Annotated in this window: 19 protein-coding genes and 6 pseudogenes; 18 read left to right on the forward strand and 7 right to left on the reverse strand. The window is 68.6% G+C overall.

What is annotated here, in order from left to right; genetic code table 11:
* The first annotated feature begins 289 nt into the window (after positions 1-289).
* The 6 genes and pseudogenes from PV419_RS25410 (at position 290) to PV419_RS25435 (ending at position 3,916) form a co-directional block, all read left to right on the forward strand.
* A complete protein-coding gene (locus PV419_RS25410) occupies positions 290-667 on the forward strand; it encodes a sensor histidine kinase (protein ID WP_319692518.1) in 378 nt (125 codons plus the stop codon).
* An 18-nt stretch (positions 668-685) separates the two neighbouring features.
* A complete protein-coding gene (locus PV419_RS25415) occupies positions 686-1,321 on the forward strand; it encodes a response regulator transcription factor (protein WP_319692519.1) in 636 nt (211 codons plus the stop codon).
* Positions 1,322-1,658 (forward strand): annotated as a pseudogene (locus PV419_RS25420) (DDE-type integrase/transposase/recombinase); the annotation flags it as partial.
* Between the two features lie 88 nt (positions 1,659-1,746).
* A pseudogene (locus PV419_RS25425) lies at positions 1,747-2,749 on the forward strand (fumarylacetoacetate hydrolase family protein).
* Positions 2,750-2,876: 127 nt separating this feature from the next.
* A pseudogene (locus PV419_RS25430) lies at positions 2,877-3,175 on the forward strand (CoA-transferase); the annotation flags it as partial.
* Between the two features lie 36 nt (positions 3,176-3,211).
* Entirely contained in the window at positions 3,212-3,916 is a 705-nt protein-coding gene (locus PV419_RS25435; protein ID WP_319692521.1) for an FAD-dependent monooxygenase, read from the forward strand.
* A gap of 97 nt (positions 3,917-4,013) precedes the next feature.
* Here the strand turns inward: PV419_RS25435 and PV419_RS25440 are convergent, their stop codons facing one another.
* From PV419_RS25440 to PV419_RS25450, 3 genes are all read right to left on the reverse strand, one after another.
* Positions 4,014-4,268 (reverse strand): helix-turn-helix transcriptional regulator, encoded by a 255-nt coding sequence (locus tag PV419_RS25440; protein WP_319692523.1) that lies wholly within the window; start codon positions 4,266-4,268, stop codon positions 4,014-4,016.
* Positions 4,269-4,318: 50 nt separating this feature from the next.
* A complete protein-coding gene (locus tag PV419_RS25445; RefSeq protein WP_319692525.1) occupies positions 4,319-4,942 on the reverse strand; it encodes a TetR/AcrR family transcriptional regulator in 624 nt (207 codons plus the stop codon).
* Positions 4,943-5,645: 703 nt separating this feature from the next.
* Complete coding sequence (locus tag PV419_RS25450) at positions 5,646-6,470, reverse strand: SDR family oxidoreductase (RefSeq protein ID WP_319692526.1); 825 nt, start codon at positions 6,468-6,470, stop codon at positions 5,646-5,648.
* Positions 6,471-6,677: 207 nt separating this feature from the next.
* Here PV419_RS25450 and PV419_RS25455 point away from each other — a divergent pair.
* Positions 6,678-6,931: pseudogene (locus PV419_RS25455) on the forward strand (4-hydroxy-2-oxovalerate aldolase); the annotation flags it as partial.
* Positions 6,932-7,170: 239 nt separating this feature from the next.
* Here PV419_RS25455 and PV419_RS25460 read toward each other — a convergent pair.
* Positions 7,171-8,178 carry a LacI family DNA-binding transcriptional regulator gene (locus PV419_RS25460; RefSeq protein ID WP_319692528.1) on the reverse strand — a complete coding sequence of 336 codons (1,008 nt, stop codon included), beginning with the start codon at positions 8,176-8,178 and terminating at the stop codon, positions 7,171-7,173.
* Between the two features lie 386 nt (positions 8,179-8,564).
* On the opposite strand from PV419_RS25460, the gene PV419_RS25465 reads away from it, so the two are divergent.
* The 3 genes from PV419_RS25465 (at position 8,565) to PV419_RS25475 (ending at position 15,145) form a co-directional block, all read left to right on the forward strand.
* Complete coding sequence (locus tag PV419_RS25465) at positions 8,565-9,560, forward strand: LacI family DNA-binding transcriptional regulator (protein ID WP_319692530.1); 996 nt, start codon at positions 8,565-8,567, stop codon at positions 9,558-9,560.
* Positions 9,561-9,824: 264 nt separating this feature from the next.
* Entirely contained in the window at positions 9,825-12,302 is a 2,478-nt protein-coding gene (locus PV419_RS25470; protein ID WP_319692532.1) for an RICIN domain-containing protein, read from the forward strand.
* A gap of 590 nt (positions 12,303-12,892) precedes the next feature.
* Positions 12,893-15,145: a right-handed parallel beta-helix repeat-containing protein gene (locus PV419_RS25475; RefSeq protein ID WP_319692534.1), complete on the forward strand. Its 2,253-nt coding sequence runs from the start codon at positions 12,893-12,895 to the stop codon at positions 15,143-15,145.
* Positions 15,146-15,303: 158 nt separating this feature from the next.
* On the opposite strand, the gene PV419_RS25480 is transcribed toward PV419_RS25475, so the two are convergent.
* On the reverse strand, positions 15,304-15,750 hold the full coding sequence (locus PV419_RS25480) for an SGNH/GDSL hydrolase family protein (RefSeq protein WP_319692536.1): 447 nt from the start codon (positions 15,748-15,750) through the stop codon (positions 15,304-15,306).
* Positions 15,747-15,947, reverse strand: coding sequence for a hypothetical protein (locus PV419_RS25485; RefSeq protein ID WP_319692537.1), 201 nt, complete (start codon positions 15,945-15,947; stop codon positions 15,747-15,749). The genes PV419_RS25480 and PV419_RS25485 overlap by 4 nt, the downstream gene beginning before the upstream one ends.
* A gap of 129 nt (positions 15,948-16,076) precedes the next feature.
* Between PV419_RS25485 and PV419_RS25490 the strand changes: the two genes are divergently transcribed.
* The gene (locus PV419_RS25490; RefSeq protein WP_319692539.1) at positions 16,077-16,787 is read left to right on the forward strand and encodes a cupin domain-containing protein; all 711 of its coding nucleotides are present in this window, start codon (positions 16,077-16,079) and stop codon (positions 16,785-16,787) included.
* Positions 16,788-16,923: 136 nt separating this feature from the next.
* Here PV419_RS25490 and PV419_RS25495 read toward each other — a convergent pair whose 3' ends face one another.
* Positions 16,924-17,958: a LacI family DNA-binding transcriptional regulator gene (locus PV419_RS25495; RefSeq protein ID WP_319692540.1), complete on the reverse strand. Its 1,035-nt coding sequence runs from the start codon at positions 17,956-17,958 to the stop codon at positions 16,924-16,926.
* 185 nt (positions 17,959-18,143) lie between these two features.
* Between PV419_RS25495 and PV419_RS25500 the strand changes: the two genes are divergently transcribed.
* The 7 genes and pseudogenes from PV419_RS25500 to PV419_RS25530 all read left to right on the forward strand — a co-directional run.
* Positions 18,144-19,064 carry a sugar ABC transporter permease gene (locus tag PV419_RS25500; RefSeq protein WP_319692542.1) on the forward strand — a complete coding sequence of 307 codons (921 nt, stop codon included), beginning with the start codon at positions 18,144-18,146 and terminating at the stop codon, positions 19,062-19,064.
* A 138-nt stretch (positions 19,065-19,202) separates the two neighbouring features.
* The gene (locus PV419_RS25505; protein WP_319692544.1) at positions 19,203-19,937 is read left to right on the forward strand and encodes a carbohydrate ABC transporter permease; all 735 of its coding nucleotides are present in this window, start codon (positions 19,203-19,205) and stop codon (positions 19,935-19,937) included.
* A 102-nt stretch (positions 19,938-20,039) separates the two neighbouring features.
* Positions 20,040-21,344 carry an ABC transporter substrate-binding protein gene (locus PV419_RS25510; RefSeq protein WP_319692546.1) on the forward strand — a complete coding sequence of 435 codons (1,305 nt, stop codon included), beginning with the start codon at positions 20,040-20,042 and terminating at the stop codon, positions 21,342-21,344.
* Positions 21,345-21,428: 84 nt separating this feature from the next.
* Positions 21,429-22,544: a Gfo/Idh/MocA family oxidoreductase gene (locus tag PV419_RS25515; protein ID WP_319692547.1), complete on the forward strand. Its 1,116-nt coding sequence runs from the start codon at positions 21,429-21,431 to the stop codon at positions 22,542-22,544.
* Positions 22,541-23,503, forward strand: a pseudogene (locus tag PV419_RS25520) (PmoA family protein). The gene PV419_RS25515 and the pseudogene PV419_RS25520 overlap by 4 nt, the downstream one beginning before the upstream one ends.
* An 802-nt stretch (positions 23,504-24,305) precedes the next feature.
* Positions 24,306-25,556 (forward strand): serine/threonine-protein kinase, encoded by a 1,251-nt coding sequence (locus PV419_RS25525; protein WP_319692549.1) that lies wholly within the window; start codon positions 24,306-24,308, stop codon positions 25,554-25,556.
* Positions 25,526-26,385 (forward strand): annotated as a pseudogene (locus tag PV419_RS25530) (zinc-dependent alcohol dehydrogenase); the annotation flags it as partial. The gene PV419_RS25525 and the pseudogene PV419_RS25530, both read left to right, overlap by 31 nt.
* Positions 26,386-26,405: the final 20 nt, after the last annotated feature.

The following is a 26,405-nucleotide window of genomic DNA, read 5'->3' on the forward strand; positions in this document are numbered from 1 at the left end:
CCGTCACCCCGGCTGCATCGGCCATGGCCTGGCGCCAGCAACACCTCACCGGGATTCCCCTGGACCGTGTCCCCATGTCCGGCCTCGTCCTGCGACAGTCCTCCCCCCGCGCCGGCAGCACCCCGTCACCGGACTTCACCGCACAGGTGGATGCAGAGCTCGCGCGGTTCGGGATCCCGGTTCTCTCCCGCCTGCCCGAAGATCCCGACGTGGCCCTAGGAGACTCGTCCCCCACCGTGCTGGACGCTGTCGAGGACGCTTCCCGGGCGGATTGGGTACCCACGTCGAGGTGTCGATCGTCGGCGAGCGGTCCGGCGCACCTACCGGCACCGACATCGCCCTGCTGCGCACCGCGCAGGAGGCCCTGGCCAACGTGGGCAAGCATGCCGACGCCACGACGGTGCGGGTCGAGCTACGGCACGATTCCGGCCTCATGGCGCTGGCCGTGACCGATGACGGCCGGGGCTTCGGCCCGCCCGCCGTCCGCGGTGGATACGGCCTGCTGGGCCTTCGCACTCGCGTCACCAGCCTCGGCGGAACCTGCACGGTGCGATCGACTCCTGGCCAGGGCACCACGATGCGGGTCGAGTTGCCGCTGGCCCCTGCCGAGCAGGCGGCGCGTAGCCTGCAGCCAGTGCTTGATCTCAGCTCCACACCCGACCACTGAGCGGGCGGAACCGGCTCGATGACTGTCCAGATCCTGATTGTCGATGACCATCCCGTCGTGCGCTTCGGCCTCCACGGCATGCTCGAGGCCTGCGACGACCTGCGGGTCGTCGGCGAGGCCGGCTCCGGCGACGAGGCGATCGTCCTTGCCTCCGCGACGCGCCCGGACGTCGTGCTGATGGACCTGCGGATGCCGGGTACCGACGGTGCCACCGCGACGGCGCGCATCCGTCAGGAGCATCCCGGCATTCGCGTGCTCGTGCTGACCACCTACGAAGGTGACGCCGACATCCTGCCGGCGATCGAGGCCGGTGCCACCGGGTACCTGCTCAAGGACACCCCGATCGGTACCCTGACCGACGCGATCCGGGCGGCAGCCCGCGGTGAAACCGTCCTCGCCCCGCCGGTGGCCGCCCGGCTGGTGACTTACCTTCAGGCGTCGGCCGGGGAGCAGCTGACCCCGCGCGAAGTTCAGGTACTCGGCCTCGTCGCGCGGGGTCTGTCCAACAGCGAGATCGGTCGGCAGCTGTACATCGGCGAAGCGACGGTGAAGACGCACCTGCTGCGAACGTTCGTCAAACTGGGTGTCAACGACCGCACCGCAGCCGTCACCGTCGCTCTGTCGCGCGGCGTCCTCACTTCACCGCAACGGTGACCTCCGCATGCCGGCCATTGCGTACGTTGGGCGACTCGCGCCGCCGGCCGGGCCAACCAGGACCGCCGCAACGGCACCGGATACGCCTACCTGCACACCGCCCTGGACGCCCACTCCCGCCTGGCCACACCGAGGACCTGCCGAGAAGGCCGCCACCTGCGCGACCTTCCTGCGACGGGCCACGGCCTGGTTCGCCGCCCGCGGCGTCCCCGTCGAGCGGGTCCTTACCGACAACGCCTGGGCCTACACCAAGAACACCTGGCGCCAGACCTGCCGCGACCTGGGCATCGGCCCGCGCTGGACCCGGCCCTGGCGGCCACAGACCAGCGGCAAGGTCAGTCACGTCCCTGACGGTCGCGGTTGTTCCGGTGGTACCGAGCTCTCGGCGACCGCCATCCACTGGTCCAGGTCGACCTGGGTGAACTCTGCCCACGGGGGGATCTCGGGGAGCTGGCGGAGGAGGTCGTAGGCCTCGGTACGAACAGCACGGCCGCAGCCGTCTCGCCACCGTCGAGGACGACGGCACCCTCTACCCCTGCCCCGGCACGGGGACACTTCTCGAGCTGATCCGGGCCGGTCCCGAGGCACTGCGCGAGGCGGGCAACGCAAGTCTGGACGTGCCGCGCGGCCCGCACGTCTCCCAGGTGCGACTGCTGCCGCCGCTCCAACCGCCGTCCGTACGCGACTTCGTCACGTTCGAGGAGCACGTCGAAGGTGTACGACGCAGCATCGACGGAGTCTCGGGCGCCCAGGACGCCTGGTACGACGCGCCCACCTTCTACTTCACCAACCCCTACGCGGTCATCGGCGCTCACGACGACGTCCCCGTGCCGCCCGGCAGCCGGGCACTGGACTTCGAACTCGAAGTCGCCGCGGTCATCGGCCGCGAGGGCCGCGACCTCACCCCCGAGCAGGCCCGCGACCACATCATCGGCTACACCATCTACAACGACTGGTCCGCCCGCGACCTCCAGTCCCGCGAGATGCAGGTCAGCCTCGGCCCCTGCAAGGGCAAGGACACCGCCACCACCCTCGGCCCCTACCTCGTCACCGCGGACGAACTGGAGCCCTACCGCGACAGCGACGGATTCCTGCGCCTGGCGCTGACCGCCGAGATCAACGGCGAGGTCGTCGGCAAGGACCTGCTGTCCAACATGAGCTGGACCTTCGAGGAGATGACCGCATACGCCTCCAGGGGCACTTACGTACGCCCCGGCGACGTACTCGGCTCCGGCACCTGCGGCAACGGCGGCTGCCTCGCCGAACTCTGGGGGGGTACGCGGCCGCCAGGACCCGCCGCCGCTGAAGCCCGGCGACACCGTCACCCTCACGGTCGAGGGCATCGGCACCGTCTCCAACACCGTGGTACCCGGTGCCGAACCGGTGACCGTCCCTCGCGCCCGTACGCGCCCGCGAACGCGCCCGTGAACCGCGCGGCGGAGAGCAGGCCGGCCGACAAGGTCGTCGTCAGCGGGGCCGCGCGGGCAGGGCACGGTCGAGGCGCCGGCCCGGGCGGGTGCGACTGTGACCGCCACCGATGCGACACAGGCACCCGGCCAACTGGGTCATCCCCGGGAAGATGATCAAGGGCATGGGCGGTGCCATGGACCTCGTCCACGGCGCCCGCCGCGTCATCGTCCTCATGCATCACACCGACAAGGACGGCAGCCCCAAGATCCTCGACGAGTGCACCCCCTGCCCCTCACGGGCCAGGCCTGCGGCCACCGCGTCGTCACCGACCTGGGCGTCATCGACGTCACCGACAACGGCCTGATCCTTGTCAAAACCGCCCCCGGCGTCGCCCACCACGACGTCACCGCCGCCACCGCCGCGAACCTGCACACCGCCGCTTGAGGCAGGTCAACGACGACCAAGGCTGAGGAATCCACCATGAAGAAGCTTCCCGCCCAGCGCGGCCGCGTCGCCGTCATCGGCGCCGGGCCCGGTGGCATGGCCGCCGCACTCTCCGTCCATCAGGCCGGCCACGACGTCGTACTGTTCGAGCGCTACCCGCACGCCAGACCCGCCGGCAACATCCTCAACCTGTGGCCGCCCCCCATCAAGGCACTCCGGCTGCTCGGAGTGAACACCGGTCCGCTCCCCCAGCTGATCGCCGCGACCGACCCCGCGCACGTTCAGCGCTGGGTGATCCGCGACCGCAAGCCGCTGAAGCAGTGGCCCAAGGGCCGCGCCACCCTCGTCGGCGACGCCGCTCATCCCACCTCCCCGTACGCCGGGTACGGCGCCGGTATGGCCACCGAGGACGGCTATTTCATCGGCCGCCGCCTGGCAGGGGTGGACCTGAGCGACTACGCCGCTGTCCGCCAGGCACTCGACGCCTTCGAGACCCCCCGCAAGCCGCACACCGCCCGACAGTCCCAGCACGCCTACGCCCTCGGGCAGGTCTTCCATCACGCGCCGCGCGCTCTGCAACCGATCCGGGACGCGATCCTGGACCGCACCCCACTGATGCAGAAGGTGGTCGGTGACTCCACCCCCATATCGATCCTCACTCAGCTCGGTGAGATCGACCGGGCCGAAGCCCACTTCACCGCGCTCCTCGGCCTCGGCGGGACACACGACACCGCTTCCTGAACCACGTGGCTGGGGCCGCGCCCGCGCCTGGCGGGGCTGGCGCTGTCCCAGAACAGCAGGCCGCCCGACGCACGCCCCGGCACAGAACGCCAAGCGTTCATCGGGCAGTCGAGAACACCTCCCCTACGCTCCGCGACCGTCGGTCAACGCATCGCCGGATCCGCTCGGAGGTGGCCGAGCGCGGACTGGGGTTCGCCACCGACAACTCGGCCACCAGCCGGGTCACGGGTACGCCGAGCAGCACGGCGATCGAGAACAGCGTGTCCACCATGGGATTGCCCGCGCCCTGCTCCAGATTCGAGAGCGCCTGCTTCGCCAGCCTCGCCTGCCCGGCCAACTCCGCCAGGGACAAACCCCGTTGCCTACCCCCGTGGCTCCAGGAGGCAGGGGACCTTGGTGAAACTATTCCGTCAGCGTGCCCATCGCACGGTCGAGCAGTACGGCCAAGGGAACGGCGCCCCCACAGGCCACCCAGCCCGTCGCGGCCGCATCCAGACAGGCGAGCGCGGCCCCGGAAAGCGCGTTCGGCCCGACCTCCTCCGGCTGGTCGGCGCTGACGCCCAGCCGCCGGGCGATCTCCGGCTCCAGCATCGCCTGCCAGCTCAGCTGCTTCTCGAAGTGCCGGGCGCGCAATGACGGAGTCTCCTGGAGCATGCGCAGATAGCTGAGTGTCTGCTCGGGCGCCTGCTCGTTCGCCTGCGTGAGGACGTCGAACGCCCTGCGCAGCGCCTCCCAGGGACCCTCGGTGTCAGGGCGGGCGGCGAGCGCCTCCGCGATCTGACCGCCGGTCTCCTCCAAGCCCTGCAGGACCATGTCTTCTTTGGTGCCGAAGTACCGGAACAGGCTGGCACGCGACAGCCCGACCTCACCGGCGATCTGGTCGACGGTCGTCCCGTCGAATCCCTGCTCGATGAAGAGCCGGAGCGCAACCTCGACGACTTCCTTCCGGACCGTCGCGCGCATACGCTCCCGCAGGCCGGGCGGTTTGGTTGCGGACTGGGCGGAGGCGCGGGCGGAGTCGGTCATGAGTAAAGAATACAACAGCGGCTCAATCTGATACTGAGCATCAGAAACATGGGATCCCGGCGGCCACACTGTCCACGCCGGCCGTTCAGGTCACTCCTACGGAGGGCGTCAGCGGATGCGAGGCGAGGGTCCACTTGACCCGGAGGACCTGCCCGGCCGCACCCAGTCCGTCCTCGGGGACGGCAGCGCATACGACGAAACGCTGGGCCGCGCGCAGGGAACGTGACGGTGACCGCAGGCCCGCTGGGCGCTCCCGGCCGGGCGGACCGGCCGCGCCGAGGTCGGCTGCGACTCCGGCACCTGCCCCGAAAAGTTGACCCTCCTCGTACGCACGCACCCCCGTCATGCTTTCTGCGGTCCCACAAGGGCGCCGCTGCCCTCCGGGCCCGGCATGACTCTCTGTCCCCTGTCGAACGGATGACTCTGGACGCGGATGGGGTCGGGCCCGGCTGGGGTTCCGGTCGGTGGTCAGGCGACTGGACGGCCACCGGCGACAGAAGGGGAGGATGACCGCCCCGCACCCGCCCGGCCCTTCCCGTCACCTCGCCGGGAAGGGCCTACAGTGCGCCGCGGGCCGCCCGGGACACTGCGGGAGCCGCGAGTGGCTCCTGACCACCGAGCCCGCCTTCATGTCTGCGGGCTGCCGCCCGAACCGTCCACCTCGTCACGGATCGGCCCGCGGCGTCTCGTTGCCGCGCGCGGCTCAGGCCGCGGCGCCCTCGGCCTCGGCGGAGACCGCCGCCCATTCCTGCCAGGTCTTGAGGCGTTCGGCGTAGATGTGGGGGACGAGGTGGAGGGGGGCGGTGCCGAAGAAGACGCGCAGGGGCGGGTTGTCGGCGTCGACGATCTTCAGCAGGGCGGGGCCGGTTGCGGCGGGGTCGCCGGACTTGACGTCGCTCCAGGCGGCGGCGACGGCGGTGCGCAGGTCGTCGTAGGCGGGCAGCTGTGCGGCGAAGGTGGCGGAGGAGCCGGCCCAGTCGGTTTCGAAGCCGCCGGGCTCGACGAGGGTGACCCTGATGCCGAAGCCGGCGACCTCCTGGGCGAGGGCCTCGGTCAGGCCTTCAAGGGCCCACTTGGAGGCGTTGTAGCCGCCCAGGTTGGGGAAGGAGGCGACGCCGCCGACCGTGGAGATCTGCACGATGTGGCCGCTGCCCTGGGCCCGCAGGAGGGGCAGGGCGGCCTGGGTGACCCACAGGGCGCCGTAGAAGTTGGTCTCCATCTGGTCGCGGACCTGCTGTTCCGTCAGCTCCTCGACCGCGCCGAACAGGCCGTGTCCGGCGTTGTTGACGATCACGTCCAGGCGGCCGAAGTGCTCGTGCGCCCGCTGGACGGCCTCGAACGCGGCGGCCTTGTCGGTGACGTCCAGCTTCAGCGGCAGGACCGCCTCACCGTGGGCGGCCACCAGATCCGCCAGGGAGTCGGTGTTGCGGGCGGTGGCCGCGACCTTGTCACCACGCTCCAGGGCCGCCTGGACGAACTGACGACCGAAGCCACGCGAGGAACCGGTGACGAACCAGATCTTGCTCATAAGGACACTCCCGTTCGAAACGAACTTGCAATACGAGACTCTAGCCATTGCTGATACTTAGTATCAAGTGGTTCCTCTGTAGATTCTTGAGCATGAGTAACTACGCTTCGACACAGCTCCCGGCCCAGCCATCGAGCCTGCGTGGCACATGCGAGCGATGGCTCAGGCGGAGGCGACCGAAGTAGCGATCCGGCTCTCGACCACCCGCTGCTGCCCTGCGTCAGCACCCTGCACGACCTGCAACGCGCTCACTCGCCGGGCATCCGCTCCGTGCGCGTGGCCACCCACTGGCCCGAGGCCGGCATCTCCGCCCAGCACATCGCCGCGGCCCGCGGGCTGGGCATGGATGTGGCGGGCTTCCTGATGATGTCCCACTGGCCGAACCCGCCGAACTGGCCCGCCAGGCCAAGCTGATGGAGTCCTACGGCGCCCACTGCGTCCGCACCACTGGCCCCGCTGGCGGCTCGCTCCCGGCTATCACCGTGAGCCCGCTCCGGGCCTGGTCATGGTCCGCCGCCCGGCTCGGCTCGGCGTCTTGCCCTGATCTGAGCGGAGCTTTCTCCCGAGGACGGCACCGTACTCATCGGCTACGGCGCGCTCGGCAGGCCGGAAGACCGTTGCCCGCCACGAGGGCGTCGGCCGGGCCGCGGAGCAGCTCAGGGCGGACAGTCGACGCTCACCACGCGATCAGCCGGGACGGTCATCGAGGGGGTGTGCTTGCCCGCAGAACGACGTTCGTGGCGACCGGTACGATCCGCGGGGTGTCATCGTCGGAGAGCGCGAGCTCCATCGCACGGAGCGCGACCTGCTGCAGAGGAACGTTCACGGACGTCAGCTCCGGGACGACGTCCACCGCCGGGCCGATGTCGTCGAAGCCGGCGACGGCGATGTCCCGGCCAGGGACAAGCCCGGCGTCGCGGAATGCGGTCATCACACCGATCGCCATGACGTCGCTGACCGCGAAGACGAGTTCCGTGCCGTCCAGTCCCTGCTGGAGGAGCTCCCGGGCCGCAGCACGCCCCCCTCGGCGACTGAACTCGGCTTCGACCACCAGCCGCTCGTCGACGTCGATGCCGAACTCGCGCAGGCCCTCCACGAAACCGCTGCACCGGTCACGGGACGTCCTGAGGCCGGTCCCCGCCCGGACCACCGCGAGCCGCCGGTAGCCGAGCCCTACCAGCGCGCGGGCAAGCTGCCGCGCTCCACCGTAGTTGTCGATGCTGACGGTGTGGAACGGCAGGTCGTGCTGGCTGATCAGGACCACGCTGCCGCCCGCTTCCCGGTAGGCCTGGAGCTCCTCGACGAGAGCGTCGCGGGCATCGGCGCCGTCGACGCGGCTGCCGGTCATGATGATGACGCGGGGGCGCATGCCGCGCAGCGTCCCGACGATCTGGAGTTCCCGTTCCGGGGAGCGGTCCGCAACCGCCATGGTCACGATGAGTCCGGCGGCCTCGGCTGCCTGCGTCACACCTGCCGCGATGGACGAGAAGTACGGGTCGTCGACACCGCTGACGACCAGCGCGGCGATGTTCGTCGAACCCCGCGCGATCGCCTGGGCGGACAGGTGCGGCGCGTAGTCCAGTTCCGCGGCCGCGGTGAGCACCCGGTCGACGTTCTCCTGCCGGACGTTGCGGACGCTGCCGTTGAGCACCCGCGACGCCGTCGCCTGTGAGACGCCCGCTGTCCGCGCCACATCATGCAGGGTCACCTGGCGCCCCTCGGATACGGCCTCCCCGCGACGCCCTACGGGCGCTGCCGCTCCATCTCCCATGCCGCACATTGTGCACCGAGCCGCTGGCGCCTGGAAGTCGCGGAATCACTACCGAGGGTCACTCCGCAGGCCGGTGCGCTTACTGCGCCGCACATGCCTTGCGAAATCCGACCGGGCCGACGCGACCACCTTCCAGCCGGGCGCCCGTATCCCGAGTCGGTCCGGGCGACTGTATCCCGAGTCGGTCACCGTCACTTTCGTCCGCACCTCCGCGGGCCTGGCCGGGGATATCCTCGGGTAGCGTCGACGGCGGCTCGTTTTCGTGGTGCGGGAGGGACGGCGCGATGCCCCATTCAGCCAGGCCGACCGTAACCCTGCGTGACGTGGCGGCTGCCGCTGGTGTGTCGGTTTCGACCGCGTCGCGAGTGCTGGGCGGCAGTTCCCGGACGGTCGCGGAGGAATACAGGCAGCGGGTCGTCTCCGCCGCGGCCGCGTTGCGCTACACCGCGGACGCCGCGGCCCGGGCGATGCGGCGCGCGAACGACTCGATCGCGGTCGTCGGCGACGATCTCACGACCCCGTCGATGGGAATGGTCGCCGCGGCGATGGAACGGCGAGCGCGTGACGCAGGTGCGTTCGTGACCGTCTCGTCGACCCACGGCACCGCCGAGCGGCAGCTCGAAACCGTCCGGTTGCAGCGTGCTCTGCGGCCGCGTGCGCTCATTCTGACCTCGAGCCGCCTCGACACGAACGCCCTCGGCGGGCGCCTCCTCGACGAGTTGCTCGGCTACGAACGCGAGGGCGGCCGGGTGGTGATCGTCGGTGACACCGACATGCCGTTCGACTCCATCAGTTTCGACAATCACAGCCCTGCCAAGGAATTGGCCACCTACGTCGCCGGGGCGGGGCATCGGCACGTGACGATCCTCGCCGGCGCGCGCGGGCAGGGGAACGTCTCGGCCCGTACCGCTGGCTTCATGGCCGGTCTCCGCGACGGCGGCGTCGAGGAGCGGCACATCCGGATCTCGCACTGCACGGTGAGCCGCCAAGGAGGGTTCGACGCGGCGCGGCGGCTGGTCGCCGAGGGGCTGGAGCCGCCCCACGCGGTCCTCGCCGCCAACGACACCATCGCCATCGGTGCGATGTCCGCCTTCCGTACTGCCGGGGTGGCGGTGCCGGACGAGGTCTCGGTGACCGGTTTCGACGACATCGAGCTCGCGATCGACGTGACACCGCGGTTGACGACCGTGTCGTTGCCGCTGGCGCAGGCAGGTGCCGAGGCGGTACGCCTCGCGCTCGCGGACCGTACGGAAGCAGAGCATCTGATGATGCGCGGGCAGGTCGTGGTGCGCGACAGCACGGCGACCCGCGTCGTCTGAACCGCCCTGAGCCGATCACTCCCGCCGACGCGCACAGCGCCTTCGGGCCACCAGAACCTGCCACGTCAAAGCCGCATTTTCCCCGCTGACCGACGCTTGACGCCTTCGATCACGGGTGGACACACTGCACGGAATACGATTTCCCACTGAGGAATGGTCGCTCCACCGGGCGGGCCCCGCCTCTGCGATCCACGCGACGGGCCCCGCACCGAGTCTCAGTGCAAGCCGCACCCACACCCGCACTCACTCCTAGGAGGATCTCCCGTGCACCACGTCATTGGCCTGCCTGACAGGCACATCAGACGGTCGGCGGCCCTGGCCGCCCTCCTCATGGGACTGGCCCTGCTGACCGGCCGAGCACTGTCGCCCGCGTACGCCGCCACCAACACGGCGATCACCGTCGACGGCACCAGCGCAGGACGCACCTTCGACGGCGTCGGCGCGATCAGCGGCGGCGGTGGCAACACCCGCCTCCTGGTCGACTACCCGGCCACCCAGCGCAACCAGATCCTGGACTACCTGTTCAAGCCCGGTTACGGCGCCGCCCTGCAGATCCTCAAGGTCGAGGTCGGCGGCGACGTCAATTCCACCGACGGCTCCGAGATCAGCTTCGAGCACACGAAGGGCGACATCGACTGCGACGCCGGCTACGAGTGGTGGGTGATGGAGCAGGCCAAGGCCCGCAACCCCGGCATCAAGCTCTTCGCCCTGGCCTGGGGCGCCCCCGGCTGGATCGGCAACGGCAACTTCTACACGCAGGACAGCATCGACTACATGATCGACTGGCTGGGCTGCGCCAAGCAGCACGGCCTGTCCATCGACTACATCGGCGGCCTGAACGAGAAGACGTACAGCGCCTGGTTCTACCAGAACCTGAAGTCGACCATGGCGGCGAACGGCTACGCCTCGACCAAGCTGGTCGGCGGCGACGAGACCGTCTGGCACATCGCCACCGGCATGAAGAACAGCACCGCCCTGTACAACGCCGTGGACATCGCCGGCGCGCACTATCCCTGCACGTACCAGTCCGCGATGACCACCTGCTCCTCCTCCGCCGACGCCCAGTCGCTGGGGAAGCCGATCTGGGCCAGCGAGAACGGCTCTGAGAACGCCGAGACGGGGGCCGGTCCGGTCGCCCGCGCCATCAACCGCGGCTACCTCGACGCCAAGATGAGCGCGTACATCAACTGGCCCATGGTGGCCTCCGACTACCAGAACCTCTTCTTCCACGACCAAGGCCTGATCACCGCCAACCAGCCCTGGTCCGGCGCCTACAGCGTGTCCCGCACCGCTTGGTCCATCGCCCAGACCACGCAGTTCACCTCGCCCGGCTGGAAGTACCTCGACACCGCCTCCGGCTACCTCGGCGGCGACCGTGCCAACGGCAGCTACGTCAGCTACGCCGCGCCCGACAAGAGCGCCTGGAGCACCGTCTACGAGACCCTGGACGCCACCGCGTCCCAGACGGTCACCTTCGACGTCGCCGGCGGCCTGCCCGGCGGGGCCCTGCACGTGTGGTCCACCGACCTGTCGCAGCCCGGCGGCGCCACTCCACGCATGCTGCGGGGCAGCGACCTGACCGCCGTCGGCGGCACGTACACCCTCACCCTGGAACCCGGTCGGGTCTACACCGTGACCACCACCACCGGTCAGGGTGCCGGAACCACCACCCCGCCCGCCCGCAACCGGCTCTCCATGCCGTACTCGGACTCCTTCGCCGGATACAGCACCGGGCAGGAGGCCAAGTACTTCGCCTCGATGAACGGCGCCTTCCAGGCCGCCCCCTGCACCGGGGGCCGCAGCGGCCAGTGCCTGCGCCAGACCGCACCGATGAAGCCGATCATCTGGTGGGCGCCAGCCTCGAACGACGTCCAGCCCTACACCCTCATGGGCGACGTGGGCTGGAGCAATTACACGGTCAGCTCCGACGTACTGCTGGAGAAGAGCGGCAGCTCCGCGGAGATTCTCGGCCGCGTGGGCACTCAGTCGAAGTTCAGCACCGGGCTGAACGCCTACCACCTGCGCCTGTCCGACACCGGATCCTGGGCGTTGCTGAAGACCGGCACCACCGGCACCAACTCGTGGAACTGGACCACCCTGGCCAGCGGTTCGGTCACCGCGCCCGGCACGGGCACCTGGCACAAGCTGGCCCTGACCTTCCAGGACAGCACGATCACCGCCAAGATCGACGGGACCACCGTCGGCACGGTCACCGACACGAGCTACGGCGCGGGCCTGGTCAGCCTGGGCACGGCCGGCTACTACCCCGTCGAGTACTCCAACCTGTCCGTCACCCACGAAACCGTCCCGGACCTCTCCGGCACCTACAAGATCATCAGCGTCGGCAGCGGCAAGGCGCTCACCGCCTCCAACGGTGGAACCAACGACGGCACTCCCATCGTCCAGAAGACCGACCAGAACAGCGGCAGCCAGCAATGGAAGCTGACTTACACCAGCGGCGGCTACCTCACCATCACAGGTGTCACCAGTGGCAAGGCCCTTGACATCAACGCGGCTTCCACCTGGCCCGGCACCCAGTTGCAGCTGGGGAGTTCCAGCGGGAGCGTCAGCCAGCAGTGGCTGATCTCCCCGGCCGGCAGCGGCACGTACACCATCGAGTCCCGTTCGAACGGGTACAAGGCCGACGTGTACAAGACACAGACCACCGACGGCACACCGATCGACCAGTGGTTCACCAACGGCAGCACCAACCAGCGATGGAAGCTGGTCAAGGTCTCGTGACCGACTGAGCACCCGACCGATCCCATGGGCGGGGCAGGCCCCCATCGCCGGCCTCCCCGCCCATGCGCCAGGAACCCTGAACGGCCTGCGCTCCCCCGCCCGCCGGGCGACGGGTACTCGAGCGGCCAGTGCGCAGCACCATTCGACGGCAGACCGGGCTGCCGCACGACCCGCTTTTCGAATGGTGCCGTCGGCTTCCGGCGGAGCCCCCACAGCGTTGCCGCGTTCATCTGCTCGAAACCTTGACGCACTCGAGGTCCACTGGGCACACTGCGCGGAATACGTTTTCCCAGTACGCCCGCCAGGACAAGCACGGGGCTTCCAAACGGTCGGCTTCACATCCGGGAGGGCACTGTGACACCGCTATCAAGACGCCTGGAGCCGCCGGCGATCTCCGCTCCCGACGGGGCATGTCCGGCCGGCCCGGTTCCCATGTCGTCGAGCATCCGTCGGTGCGTCCACCGCACGGTCCCGAACTGTCCCCGCCCTGGGTCGTTACGCGACGCCTCGGCTGGAGGCGTCATGACAGGAGCCAGTACCTCACCACCGCAGACGACAAGAAGAGGACCATGGCCGTCAATCGAAGACTTGTGTCACAAGCAACAGCCGCCGCACTCTGCGCGCTGGCAGTCGTGCTCGCGTCGATCGTGCTCATACCCGCGCAGCGGGCCTTCGCCGCGGGCACCACGTACTTCGTGAGCGCGAACGGCAGCGACAGCAACGTCGGAACCAGCAGCAGCGCGCCCTGGCGCTCGCTGAGCAAGGTGAACGCAACGACGTTCCAGCCCGGCGACACGATTCGCTTCGAGGCCGGTGACAGCTGGACCGGCCAGCTCTGGCCGAAGGGGTCCGGTGCCGACGGCGCCCCGATCGCCATCGACAGCTACGGAACGGGCGCCAAGCCGAAGATCGCAGGCCAGGGCACAGTCGGCGACGCGGTGCGACTGAACAACCAGCAGTACTGGGAGATCCGCAACCTCGACGTGTCGAACGCGGTACCCACCGGGACGACAGACGGTTCGAAGCTCGGCGACTTCCGCGGCATCGGCGTGCACGGTGACAACGGCCAGACCCTGCACCACTTCGTGATCGACTCGGTGGACGTGCACGACGTCACCGGCGAGGTCAAGTGGGTCGGCGGCAGCACCGCCGACAACAAGCCGGGCATCACCTTCCAGCAGGGCTGGGACCGCTCGAAGGACACCGGCGGCATCGCCTTCCTCACCGGTGTCCAGGACATCACCGCGCCCGGTGCCCCGACGGTTCTCGACGGCATCACCGTGGAGAACTCCACCATCAAGAACACCTCGTTCAGCGGGATCGTCACGAAGCAGTACGCCGGTGACGCGCCCGGTGCCGTCTTCACCGGCTGGGGCAAGCGCGCCACGGCCACCGACCCCGCCTACACGCCGTACACCGACGTCACGTTCCGCGGCAACTACATCACGCAGGCGAACACGCCCTACGGCTGCAATGGCATCTACCTCACTGGCGTCCGCGGCGGACTCGTCGAGGGCAACGTGATCGACCGGGTCGGTGTCTCCGGCGTCGAGACCAACATGGCCGACAGCGTCACGGTCCAGCACAACGAGATCATGGGCACCCACCTCTCCTCGGGCGGTGCCGACCAGAACGCCCTGGACCCCGACATCGGCACCACCAACCAGGTGTTCCAGTACAACTACCTTCACGACAACGGCGACGGCATCCTGCTGTGTGCGTGCAACTCCGCGGTCAAGTTCGGCAGCGTGGTGCTCCGCTACAACGTCATCACCGGCAGCACGCGGTGGAACATCCACATGTCGCAGCAGAGCGGCACGGTGGCGAACATCTACAACAACACCATCGCCAACACCAATTCGCAGAACATGGTGACCGGCGGTGTCTCCGGCAAGGCGACGTTCACCAACAACCTGTTCGTCTCCGGTCAGTCCGCCCCCCAGTTCATACAACCGTCGAGCATCACCTACAACAACAACGGATACTCGTCCAACCTGACTACTCGGCCGGCGTCGGACGCGAACGCCGTGGTCGGCGCGCCGCAGTTCGTGGATGCCTCCGTCACGGGGCCGTACGGCGACGAGAACGGCCCGAGGCTCGACACGGCGGCGAACTTCGCGCTCCAGTCGGGATCAGTGTTCGTCGACGCCGGAGCCACAGTCACCGGCAACGGCGGCCTCGACTACGCCGGAGCAACTGTGCCGATCGGGAACGGTCCGGAGATCGGCGCCTTCGAACGCGGCGCGCCCGACATCGCGTTCACGGACACGTTCGACGGCCTGGCGACCGGCGCGCTCGCCAATGGGACCAACGGATGGCGAGTCATCTCGACCAACAACGACGTCTCCGTGGTGGAGACGCCGTCCGCTACCGACAAGAGCGTCCGGCTGACCCGCACCATCGAAGGCGGCGGGACCGACGGAACCAACCTCGCCCGGCTCTTCAGCACCCCGATGCAGGGCGTGGTGACCATCGACACGCAGGTGATGCGCAACGACACTCAGGCCGGCTGGTTCGGGCTGCCCTACGTGTACAACGCCAGCGGTGCCCCAGCCGTCAGCGTCGCCTTCGCCCGCGGCCAGATCCACGCGTACAAGGGAACCACGGACACGGTGATCGGTACGTACACCAATGGCAAGTGGTACCGGGTCACGCTCACCGTGGACACCGTGAACCAGCGATTCGACCTGGACATCGACGGCCATCGCGTGCTGAACGACGCGGCGTTCCGCACCTCGATGCCGGGGATCGCAAAGGTCGCGTGGTACTCGAACGGGGGTGAGCGCGGGGCGGTGCACGTGGACGACGTCCGGATCTCGCGCGGCACCGGATTCGGCCAGTGAAAGCCAGGGCCAGTCTGGTGGCGTGAGCATTTCGGTAAGTGTACCGATCTAGTAAGCGCTTCCTCGTCCGCCATGATGCTCAGCTCAGGCTGACTTCATGAAAATGAAGAAGGATCTGCCTGGCCGATATCGGTCAGGCAGATCCGATTGCCTACTGATCAACGTGATGAAATCTGCTGCAGCGTGGCGCTCACCACCGGCACATAGAAAGTGGTGATACCCGCCTCGTTGGGATGTGTTCCCGATCCCTCTGCGCCAGGGAAACCGTTGACCAGGTCGTCGAACGTATATTTCGCACGCTGGGTGTCGTCACGCGTGTCGAACGTGGTCTCCCCGAAGACGTCGGCGACGGCGATGTCCCACTTGCGGCAGGCTTCCAGGGTCGCCTCGCGCAGCGCCACCTGAGTGTCCCAGTCCCGCGAACCGAGCTTGTGGGCGGCGACGTACACGATACGGGCAGTCGGCCACTTCCGCTCCATGGCGTGCAGCGTCTTCTCCAACTCTTCGGCGTAGGTGCCGACCGTGTACGCGCGGTCCCTGAAAATGGACTGCGCGTCGTTGGTGCCTCCGTCGAAGACGACGAAGTCCGGCGCAACGTCGGTCACTTGCTCGACCTGCGTGAGTATCTGTCCTCCGGAAGCATGCGGGTCGGCGCCATGGTCGCGCCGTTCCGGGCGAACTTGGTGAGGGCCATACCCTCGTGCTCTGCAACTACGTCCACGAAACTGTGCGGATACACATGTCCGTACACAATGCTGTCGCCGAAGGCATAGACGCTCTTACCTACCAAGCCATTGCTCACATCGTCCTCCTTGCGGCTTCGCTATTCGGGTCTGATTTTAGACAGAACATTGACCAGTTGGGCTACCGGCACGTAAATTAGGAGGAATAGAAAGCGCTTACTGCATGGAACTGGAATGTTGACACACACATGAACACAACCAACACCGGATTGCCCGGGGGCGTCGCCATCTCGCATCTGTCGGTGTACGACTGGCCTGCCGCCGACGGGGCGTGCGGCGGCACGCCTCACATGCACCTGGCGTGTTCAGAGGCTTACGTCGTCACCGGCGGACGCGGGGCCGTGCAGACGCTGACCTCTTCCGGGTACGAGGTAACTCCGCTCCAGGCCGGCATGGTCGCCTGGTTCACGCCGGGCACCATCCACCGGCTGGTCAACGAGGGCGATCTGCGGATCACCGTTCTGATGCAGAACAGCGGACTGCCGGAGGCGGGGGACGCGGTCCTCACGCTGCCCCCGGAGTACCTGACCGATCCGGAGACGTACGCCCGCGCCACCGCCATCCCGGCCGACGCGCCCGAGGAGGAGCAGGAGCGCGTCGCCCGGGCCCGGCGGGACCTCGCTCTGGAGGGCTACCGGGCACTTCGGGAGGCCGACGGGCCACAGGCCCTGGCCGCGTTCCACCGTGCCGCCGCCGCGCTCGTACGGCCCCGCATCGCCGAGTGGCGCGAGCGGTGGCGACACGGCGCCGAAACCTCCGCCGCAGCCACCGGGGCGCAGCTCGACTGGCTGGAGCGGGGGGAATCCCCTCACCTCGCAGATGCCGCCGTGAGGTCTGAACAGCCCGCCGCCCGTGGGAAGTTCGGGATGTGCGGCCGGCTTGACGTCTACGCGAACTGAGGGCGATGCGCACCTGAGGACGCGCGGCGTGCGCGGCCGGTTCGGCCCGCACCCACGGCCGGGCCGGATGGGCGCTGCAGGCGAAGGAGACGGACACGGTCCGCCTGCTCCGCGCCCACCCCGGCAGCGGCGCTGGTCACCGCCTGCGACTGAGACGCCCTGCCGCAGGCGGCTCGGCCGTCGACTCCCGCCAGACGATCCGGAACAGGGAGCCCTCAGCCGTCTCGGGCGCGCTGTCCCTCAGACCCGCGATCAGCTTGGCCATAGCCGTACTGCCCAGTTGTTCGAGCTCCACGTCGACGGTGGTCAGCGACGGGGTCATGAACTGTCCGACCCCGGCGTTGTCCCAACCGGTCACGCTGAGGTCTCCGGGCACGTCCCAGCCGCGCTCCCGGGCGCCCCGGACGACGCCGGCTGCGACGAGGTCGTTGGCCGCGATCACTGCGGTCGGCCGCGCATGGCTCGGCAGCGACCGTATCGCCTCGATGCCGGACTCTCCCGACCAGTCTCCGTCGAAGACCCCGACGGACTCGACCCCGAGGCGTTCGACGGTCTCCAGATAGCTCTGCTTGCGCGCCCTCGCGGAGGCGAACTGCGCGTCGCCCGCCACATGGAGGAACCGGGAGTGACCGAGCGCCGCCAAGTGCTCGATCATCCGCACCAGGGGCGTGGCGTCGGCCAGCTGCCCGATGCCGCGCATCTCGTCGTCGAAGTCGGCCGAGATCACCACGGCCGTCCTCTGGTGCAGCTTGCTCTCCACGGCGGAAAGCACGGGGGCGAGGGAGAGGATGCCCTCGTACTGTCCCGAATCGGCGAGCTCCAGCAGGCGGTCGCTCCTCGCGCGTACGCCGCCCCCGGCACTCACGACATCCACGAAAAACCCTGCGTCCTGCGCCGTCGCGCCGGCACCCGCCAGCATGCGTGAGGGGTTGAAGGCCATGGCAGGCATGAGGATGGCCAGTCGGCCGGTCTTCCGCGTGCGCATCGACCGCGCCACCAGGTTGGGACGGTAGTCCAGCTCCCGTATGGCCTTCTCCACCCGTTCCAGGGTCGCCGGCTTCAGCCCGCCGTTGAACCGCAGATACCGCGACACCGTCTGGGGTGACACACCGGCGAGCCGCGCCACATCGGTGATCGTAGGCCGTCGTCGCGCCGTGTCAGCGCCGTCCATCCGCTTCCCCCACCCTTCCACCAACGTTCGGTGAAGTCAGAGACTACACACTCTTGACGCAAAAAGTGATCGTTCACTGTGGTCCTCGCAACCCACAAAGTGAACGATCACTTTTCGGGTGACGCGTGGCCCGGGACGGGCCCGCACCACTGTGTGTCGATGCCGCCCCTCAAGGGAGCAGTGTCGTGAGCTCCATCAACGAACTACGCCGGCTGCGCGGGTCCCAACGGGGCACGCGACAGCAGAACAAGGCGGCGTTCTTCTTCCTACTGCCATGGTTCGTCGGGCTCCTCGGGATCACTCTCGTCCCGATGCTGGCCTCGCTCTACCTCAGTTTCACCAAGTCCAACCTGTTGCAGCCGCCGCAGTTCAACGGAATCGACAACTGGACGCGCATGCTCGATGACGAGCGTCTGCACAAGTCGCTCGAAGTGACGTTCAGCTACGTCCTCGTCTCCGTCCCGTTGCAGCTGGCGATGGCCCTCGGGCTCGCTCTCGTGCCGGACAAGGGAGTACGGGGCCTTGCCTTCTACCGCTCCGTCTTCTATCTGCCGTCACTGATCGGCGGCAGCGTGGCGATCGCCGTACTGTGGCGCGCGATGTTCGGGACCAATGGCCTTGTCAACGAGGCCCTGGCCCTCGTCGGTGTCCAGGGGCAGGGCTGGATCTCGGAGCCGGGAACGGCGCTGTCGACCCTCGTCGTCCTGAACGTCTGGACCTTCGGCTCACCCATGGTGATCTTCCTCGCCGGGCTGCGGCAGATTCCGACCTCCCTCTACGAGGCGGCCTCCGTCGACGGCGCGAAGCGCTGGCGCCAGTTCCGCAGCATCACCATTCCCCTGCTGACGCCCATCATCTTCTTCAACCTGGTGCTGCAGATCATCCACGCCTTCCAGACCTTCACCCAGGCCTTCGTGGTCTCCGGCGGTAACGGAGGGCCCGCCGACTCCACCCTCTTCTTCTCGCTGTACCTGTACCAGCGCGGGTTCGGCCACTTCGACATGGGGTACGCGTCCGCGCTCGCGTGGGTCCTGCTCCTCATCGTCGCGGTCTTCACCGCCGTCAACTTCTGGGCCTCAAAGTACTGGGTGTTCTACGATGACTGACCGCACCGAAGCCGTACCTCCCTCGCTGCCCGCCCCCGCCCTCACGCGATACGCCGGGTCAGGCGCGCCGTGCGCGCCCCTCTCAAGCACTGCCTGTTGGCCCTCTGCGCCCTCACGATGCTGTAGCCCGTCCTGTGGATGGTGGTCAGCTCGCTGCGTCCCAACAGCCAGATCTTCCGCAGCGCGGGACTCGCCCTGACGCACCCGCGCTTCGAGAACTACAGCAACGGCTGGAACGCCTTCTCCCAACCGTTCAGTCACTACATGATCAACTCGGCGATCGTCGTCACCGGCGCGATCCTCGGGAACCTCCTCGCCTGCTCCCTGGCCGCGTACGCGTTCGCCAGGCTGGAATTCCGGGCGAAGCGCGTGTTGTTCGCCATCATGCTGCCGATCCACGTGATCATCGTGCTTCAGTACGTCCTCTACTCGGAGCTCGGCTGGGTCAACACGTTCCTGCCCCTGATCGTGCCGAAGTTCCTGGCGACCGACGCCTTCTTCATCTTCCTCATGGTGCAGTTCATCCGTGGCATCCCGCGCGAGATCGACGAGGCGGCGCGGATCGACGGCGCCGGGCACGCGCGGATCTTCTTCCACGTCATCCTGCCGCTGATGGTCCCGGCCCTGGCGACCACCGCGATTTTCACCTTCATCTGGACCTGGAACGACTTCTACACCCAGCTGATCTACCTGACCGACCCGGACATGTACACCACACCTCTCGCGCTGCGCACCTTCGTGGACCAGCAGAGCGCGACGGACTGGGGCTCGGTGTTCGCCATGAGCGTCGTGTCGCTCGTACCCGTCTTCCTCGTCTTCCTCGCAGGGCAGCGCTTCCTGCTGCGAGGCATCGCGACCACCGGCGGCAAGTAACCGCGGGGGCTACTGCCGGACACGCGGAGGCGACCGAGTCATGGCCGTTCGGGAGCACCGCAGCCACCGATCCGACCCACTTATCAGCCACAGGAGAACCACATGAACCCCAGCCCCTTCAGACGCGTCGCGATCGGGGCGGTCGCCTCACTCTCGCTCGTACTGACCGCCTGCTCCGGCGGCAGCACCGGCGCCGCTCCCGAGCTCGGCGACAAGCCGGTCACCATCCGTGCCACCTGGTGGGGTGCGGACGCCCGCGCCCAGCTCACCGACGAGGTCATCAAGGCTTTCGAGAAGAAGTACCCCAACATCACGGTCAAGGGCCAGTACAAGGACTGGAACGGCTACTGGGACGCGCTCGCCACGACGACCGCGGCGAAGGACTCCCCCGACGTCGTCCAGATGGACGAGCTGTACCTCGCCTCGTACGCCGACCGCGGAGCGCTGTACGACCTCGGCAAGGCCAAGAAGATCCTCAGCACCTCGCAGTTCGACGACCAGGCCCTGGCCACCGGACAGATCGACGGAACGCAGTACGCGCTTCCCGTCGGCGTCGGCGTCATGTCCATCCTCGTGAACACCGACATGTTCAAGAAGTACGGCGTGAAGGTTCCCGACGACAAGACGTGGACGTGGGACGACTACGCCAAGATCGGGAAGGAGCTGACGGACAAGAGCGGCGGCAAGATCCACGGTGCGGCCGGCGCGCCCGGCTTCTCCGCCGGCGATGTCAAGTACTGGGCTCGTCAGCACGGTGAAAACCTCTTCGACAAGGACGGCAACGTCTCGCTGAAGCCCGAGACGCTCGCCGGCATGTGGAAGTACGGTCTGGACCTGCTCTCCTCCCGGGCCAGCGTCAATACGTCGACGATGGTCGAGGACCTGACCGCGGGTGTCACCGCCGGCAGCTTCGCCACCGGCAAGGCGGCCATGATGGGAGCGTACAACACCCAGATCACCGCGATCCAGCAGGCCGCGGGCGCCCATGTGCAACTGCTGCAGATGCCTCGTGTCGGCAACACCAAGGCGAACTTCTTCAAGCCCTCCATGTACTGGGCGGTCTCGAGCCAGAGCGCCCACCCGGCCGAGGCGGCCGCGTGTATCAACTTCATGCTCAACGAGCAGAAGGCCGCCGACATCCTCAAGACGGAGCGCGGCATCCCCGCCAACAAGGCGATGCTGAAGCACCTCCAGCCGGGTCTGGCCGGGACCGACAAGGCGGCGGCCGACTACATGAACGCCGTGACCCCGGGTGAGTCGCCGGTCGTGACCCCCAACGGCGGAAGCGGCATCGAACCGGAGCTGCAGCGCTACAGCCAGGACGTCTACTTCAAGAAGACCTCGCCCGAGGCCGCCGCGAAGGCCTTCATCAAGGAGCTCCAGGGCGAGATCGACGCGGCCAAGTGACCTCCTTCCGGGGGCCGTCGCCGCTGCCCACGGCTCCCGGTAGCCCCACGAGAAGTGAGTCAGGAACCAAGAGAGAAAACACTCATGCCCAGCCCCCGGCCGCCGTACCGCGTGGCCATCATCGGCACCGGCGGTATCGCCCACGCTCATGCCGAAGCCCTCGCCGAACTCTCCGAACGTGCCCGGCTGGTCGCCGTCGCCGACCTCGACCCCAGCCGTGCCGCCGAGTTCGCCGACCGATTCTCCGTGCCGCACGTCTTCAACGACCCGCAGGCTCTGCTGGAGAGCGAGGACCTCGATCTCGTACACATCTGTACGCCCCCGCAGACCCACGTACCGCTGGCATCCATGGTGATGCAGGCCGGCGTCACCGCCTTGGTGGAGAAGCCGACGGCACTGAGCCTGCGCGAGATGGACCAACTGGCCACGGTGCAGGAGCAGACCGGCTCCAAGGTTCTGACCGTCTTCCAGCACCGCTACGGCGCGGCGGCGGTACGCCTGCGCCGGCTGGCCCGCTCCGGCGCACTGGGTCGGCCACTGGTCGCCACCTGCGAGACCCTCTGGTACCGGCCCGACGCGTACTTCGAGGTGCCGTGGCGGGGACGCTGGGACGTCGAGGGCGGCGGCCCCACGATGGGACACGGCATCCACCAGTTCGACCTCATGCTGTCGGTCCTCGGCCCCTGGTCCCAGATCGCTGCACTCGCCGAGCGCCAGGCCCGGCCCACGGACACCGAGGACGTCTCGATCGCCGCCGTACGGTTCGACAACGGAGCCCTGGCCACGGTGGTCAACTCCCTGCTGTCCCCCCGGGAGACCTCGCGCCTCCGCTTCGACTTCGAATACGCCACGGTCGAACTCGAGCACCTCTACGGCTACCGCGAGGAACACTGGCGGTTCACCCCGGCCCCCGGCCACGAGGGTCTCTCGGACCTCTGGACCGACGGTGACGAGCCGGACATCACGAGCGGCCACAGGCTCCAGATCGAGGCCGTGTTCGACGCCTGGGAGACCGGACAGGAACCCGGCGTCTGTCTGCAGGACGCGCGCCGCACGCTGGAGTTCGCAGCGGCGACGTACGCCTCCGCCTTCCGCGGTGTCCGCGTCGCCGCGGGCGAACTGACCGACGACGACCCGTTCGCGCTCAGCATGGACGGCGGCGCCGTGCCGTGGGAACGGGTCAAGGAGGCCCTCGTATGAACGCTCTTGAGATCCGCCACGACCTGGGTACCTCGGTCACGGTCCGCGACGGCGGCACCGAGCTGTTCCGCTACGTGTACCAGCCGGACACCGTCCAGCTGGAATCACCCAAGCCCTACATCCATCCCCTGCGCACCCGGGCCGGCAAGGTCGTCAGCCTGTTCCGTCCCCACGACCACGTCTGGCACAAGGGCATCGCCTGGTCCCTGCCCCACGTCGGCGAGGAGAACTTCTAAGGCGGCCCCACGTACATCCACGGACGCTTCTACGTCCAGCTGGAGAACAACGGAACCCAGGCCCATCGCCGGGTCGTCGACCTGGACAGGGCCGATGGAACGGCGACGTTCGCCCACGACCTGGCCTGGACCACCCAGTCCGGCGCGCTGTTCTTCACCGAGCGCAGGACGCTGCGAGCGAGCCTGATCTCCCCGCACGCCTGGGCGTTGACGTTCGAGACGCGGATGACGAACGTCTCCGGAACGGACGTCGCCATGGGATCGCCGACCACCAAGGGACGGGAGAACGCCGGCTACGGCGGCCTGTTCTGGCGTGGCCCCCGGTCGTTCACCGGCGGGCAGTTCGTGACCGAGGAAGGCCTGGGTGGCGACGAGGTCCGCGGGCGGCGCATGGAGTGGATGGGCTTAGCGGGCCGCCACGACGAGACGGACGCACAGTCGCTCGTCCTCATGGTCGACGACGCGGCCAACCCGAGTCACCCGCCGCAATGGTTCGCCAGGACCGAGGAGTTCGTCTGCCTCAACCCGGCACCGTTCTTCAGCGAGGAGCTGACCGTCGAGGACGGCGCGACCGTGCGGTTCCGCTACGGCGTCGGGATCGCCGATGCCGACGCGAACGCGGCTCCCGCACTCGCCGACGCGGTACGCCGGGTGCTCACACCGTCGGACACGCCGTCCGCACATGCCGCAGAATCCTCTGCAGGGCGCTTCGGGACGGAGTGATCCGCCCCTGCTCGCTGTGCAACCCCCCGGCGTGCACTCCCCGCTCACCAGGGAGTGCACGCCATTCCTCGCCACCCCGGCTGCTGCGATCGCCGTAGACGCCACTCGTGACGGGCATCGCAACGGCCGGCGCCTGCTCGACGAACCGTGAGACGGCGGGCGTCCTGACGCTGCTCAGTTCCTGCTCGCCTCGAACCGGACGAGGTAGCCGTGGCTGAGTTCGCGTACCTGTTGATGGCTGTCGGCCAATCCCTGCCTGTAGCCACTGCAAGCGAGCGAAGCAGGAGGACAGTCCCGCGCGCAGCGCCGGCCTGTGGTGGGCGAGCAGCGAGGAACTCGGTCCTGAGCGCGGAGCTTCGCGGTTCACTGCTGGTTCCCCGGGGCACGCACCGGCCGTAGCTCCTCCAGACCTCGCGCGTCCGCCTCCGCGCCTGAGCACGCAGTTCGCAACGCGGCCCAGGTCGCCGGGTCGAGCCCGAGCGGGTGGCACTCACGAGCCGACTGAAAGGCCGGTTTCCCGGGCGGACTCGCCCCGCCCGCGTCCGCCGTGACTTCCGGCACATTCGCTGCAAGACCGCCCACCCTGCCCGAGCACCTCCCCAGCCCGGATTTCCCTCCTGACCGTCCACTTGGCCTCTCGGCCGGTGAGGGGGCCTCGGGCTGCCAGGCGTTTCGCTGAGAATAGTGTGTTGCGGGTGTAACAGGTGATGCTTGGCCCGGACGCCACGGATACGGTGCTTGGTTGTGCTGGTCCGGGGGGGCTGAACCTGATCGGCAGTGCACATAGGAGAGGGCGCGGGGCGTGGAATTGCTGGACGAGTCGGATCCGGGGGCTGTTGGGGGTTATCCCCTGCTGGCGCGGCTCGGTGAGGGTGGCATGGGGCGGGTGTATCTGTCCCGGACGGTGTCGGGGCGTCCGCTGGCTCTGAAGACGGTGCGTGCCGAGTTCGGACGGGAGCAGGGGTTCGAGGAGCGGTTCGCGCGGGAAATCCGTAACAGCGACCAGGTGCGCTCCCCCTGGACGCCTGCGGTGGTGGACTACAGCCCGGTGGGGCAGCGCCCGCAGTGGCTCGCCACCGAGTACGTGGCGGCGCCGTCCCTGGCGGAGTGGGTGCGGCGGTACGGCCCGCTGCCCGAGCCGTGCGTACTGGCACTGGCGTCCGAACTTTTCGTGGCGCTGGGAGCGGTACACGGGGCCGGGCTGGCCCACCGGGATGTCAAGCCGTCCAATGTGCTGCTGGGCCGCCGTAGTCCGTTGCTCATCGATTTCGGGATCGCCCGCGCGAGGGAGGACTCGCGTCACACGAGGACCGGTGGTGTGATCGGCACTCCCGGCTATCTGGCGCCGGAGCAGGCGAGTGCCGGGGAATCAGGTGCGCTCGGTGATGTGTTCTCGCTGGCTGCGGTGCTGGTGTACGCAGCGACGGGACGGGGCCCGTTTCCCCGTCCGAACGAGGAGTTCTCGCCCGCGGTGCAGCTCTACCGCATCGTGCATCAGGAGCCGAACCCCGACGGCGTTCCGACGGCCCTGATCCCGTTCTTGCGGTCCTGTCTGGCCAAGGACCCCGAGCAGCGGCCCACGCCCGGCACTGTCAGCGTTCTGTTGGAACGCCTGGGCGGTCGGTGCGGTACTTGGCCGCAGTTGCTGCCCGAGGCGCTGGAAATAGATCTCGCCGTGCGGGAGGAGGAGGCGCACGCGTTGATCTCCACGACAGTGCGATCGCCATCCGTGCTGGCTGTGTCACGTGAGCCCGAAGACGGCCCGGCTGCGGCCGACGCGGGGACCGCCGTCCTGCCGCCTTCCGACGCTGTGCGACGGTGGGTGTCAAGCCGCACCGGCCGGGTGGTCGTCGGGACCACAGCCGCGACCTTGATGGCCACGGCAGGCACGTTCGTGGTGCAGCGTTTCTCCGGCGATGACGCGTCCGGCGGAACGCCTTCGCCGTCATCCGCGGCCACATCGCTTCCCGCGGCCTGGGCAGGTGCATGGGTCGGCACCGGGCCGGGCAATCCCACCCCCGAGTCCACCAAGGGCACTCCGCCTTCCCGATGAGGCTGGGCCACGAGTGGACCGGTCGCGTGGCGGCGGTCGGCGCCGGGGTCGACCCCGCGTGGGTGGGCCGACGGATCATGGGCGACACCATGCTCGGCTGTCGCACCTGCCGCCGCTGCCTACGCGGCCACCAGCACATGTGCGAGATACGGCAGGAACTCGGCATACGAGGGGAGCAGGCAGGTGCCCTCGCGGAGCAACTCGCGGTGCCGGCCTCCTCGTTGCACATATGCCTGACTCCGTCGACGCCGTACTGGGCGCGCTGGTGGAGCCGGGCGGCAACGCCATGCGCGCCGCCCGGGCCACCGCCCCGCAACCCGGAGACCGCGCCCTGATCCTCGGCCCGGGAACCATCGGCTGCTGGTCGCGATGTTCCTCCGCGCCGCCGGTACGGAAGTGCATCTGATGGGCCGCACCCAACGCTCGCTCGCCTTGTCCCGCGAGCTTGGCTTCGCGCACGTATGGACGGAGGAATCCGTTCCGGACCTGCCGTTCGACGCTGTCGTCGACACGTCGAACGCCACCCATCTACCCGACCTGGCACTGGACTTGGTCGAGCCGGCCGCGTCGTGTACGTGGGACTGGCCGGGGAACCCAGCAGCATCGACACCCGCACGCTGGCACTCAAGGACGTGACGGCGGTCTGCATCCTGTCGGCCTCCCCCGGCCTCGACGACACCATCCGGGCCTATGCCGGCGGATCGGTCGACCCCAGGCCGCTCGTCGCCGCGACCGCAGGCCTGGAACAGTCCGGTCCCGTGCTCGCCGGTGAACGTCCGGCCGACGCCGGGCCGGGCCCAAGGTCCATGTCGACCCGCGGCTGGGCTGAGGAGGCGAGGACCGGGCCGT

It is taken from the genome of Streptomyces sp. ME19-01-6 (assembly GCF_033793745.1).
Taxonomy (GTDB): Bacteria; Actinomycetota; Actinomycetes; order Streptomycetales; family Streptomycetaceae; genus Streptomyces.